This window comes from Streptomyces sp. SID14478, from assembly GCF_010548525.1.
Classification (GTDB): domain Bacteria; phylum Actinomycetota; class Actinomycetes; order Streptomycetales; family Streptomycetaceae; genus Streptomyces.
In genome coordinates this window covers 1-1271 of sequence record NZ_JAAGMG010001366.1, presented here as the reverse complement: position 1 = coordinate 1271, position 1271 = coordinate 1, and the positions used below count along the sequence as shown (strand labels likewise).

Here is a 1271-nt window from a genome sequence, read left to right as displayed (position 1 = left end):
GTCCTCGGCACCGCGCTCGGGCTGGCCGCCGTCGCCGTCACCCTCGTCGGAGTACTGCTCTCGCCGTCGATCCTGCTGGCGGGCCTCGGCGCCGTCCTGGCCCTCGTGTCCTTCGTCGTGCTCGGCCCGGTCGCCTCCACCTCCGCCGTACGCGCCCTCGGCAGCCCGCTCGACAGGCTCCGCGGCGTCACCGGCGCCCTCGCCCGGCGCAACGCGCTGCGCAGCCCGAAGCGGACCGCCGCCACGGCCGGCGCCCTGATGATCGGCGTCGCCGTGGTCAGCCTCTTCACCGTCTTCGGCGCCTCCCTGAAGGCGACCATGAACCAGACGGTCGACCGGTCCTTCGCGGGCGACGTCGCCGTGTCCACCCCGTCGTTCGGCGCGGGCGGCAGCGGCCTCAGCCCCCGGCTGGCCCCCGCCCTCGCGAAGCAGCCCGAAGTGGCCACCTCCGTGGGGCTCGGCAAGGGAGTCGCCGACGTCGACGGCAAGGGCCGCGCCCTGACCGTCACCGACCCGGCATCCCTCGCCAGGGCCTTCGACCTCGGCACCGTCCAGGGCTCCCTGGACGACCTCGGCAGGAACGGCATCGCCCTGACCCGCTCCGAGGCCGACGACCAGCACCTCGAAGTCGGCGACACGGCCCGGCTCGCCTTCACCGACGGCAAGCAGGAAGCCTTCACCGTCCGCGCCGTCTACGGGCGGTCCGAACTCGCCGGAGACTACGTCATCACCCGCGAGGCCTGGGCGCCGCACCGGACCCAGGACTCCGACACGCTCGTCTCGGTCACCTTCAAGGACGGCGTCAGCACGGCCGAGGGCACCGCCGCGGTGGAGAAGGTCGCGAAGGCGTACGGCAATCCGGACGTCCAGACCCGCGACGAGTACGCGCAGTCCTCGGCGGGCGGCATCGACATGATGCTGACCCTCGTCTACGCGCTGCTCGCCCTGGCCGTCCTGATCGCGCTGCTCGGCATCGCCAACACGCTCACCCTTGCCGTGCACGAGCGCACCCGCGAGCTGGGCCTGCTGCGGGCCGTCGGCCAGACCCGCGCCCAACTGCGCGCCATGGTCCGCTGGGAGTCCGTGCTCGTCGCCGCCTTCGGCACGGCCGGCGGACTCGTCCTCGGCGGCTTCCTCGGCTGGGTCCTGGTGAAGGCGTCCGACGGGGCGAGCGACAGCGCCTTCGCGTTCGCGCTGCCGCCGCTGCAACTGGCGATCGTGGCCCTCGTCGGGCTCGCCGCCGGCGCGCTCGCGGGCCTGCGCCCGGCCCG

1 protein-coding gene is annotated in these 1271 nt (G+C 74.3%); it reads left to right on the top strand.

The window, feature by feature from the left end:
• The coding region (locus G3I40_RS43490; RefSeq protein ID WP_164560310.1) for an ABC transporter permease at positions 1–1271 on the top strand (1271 nt) is incomplete at both ends.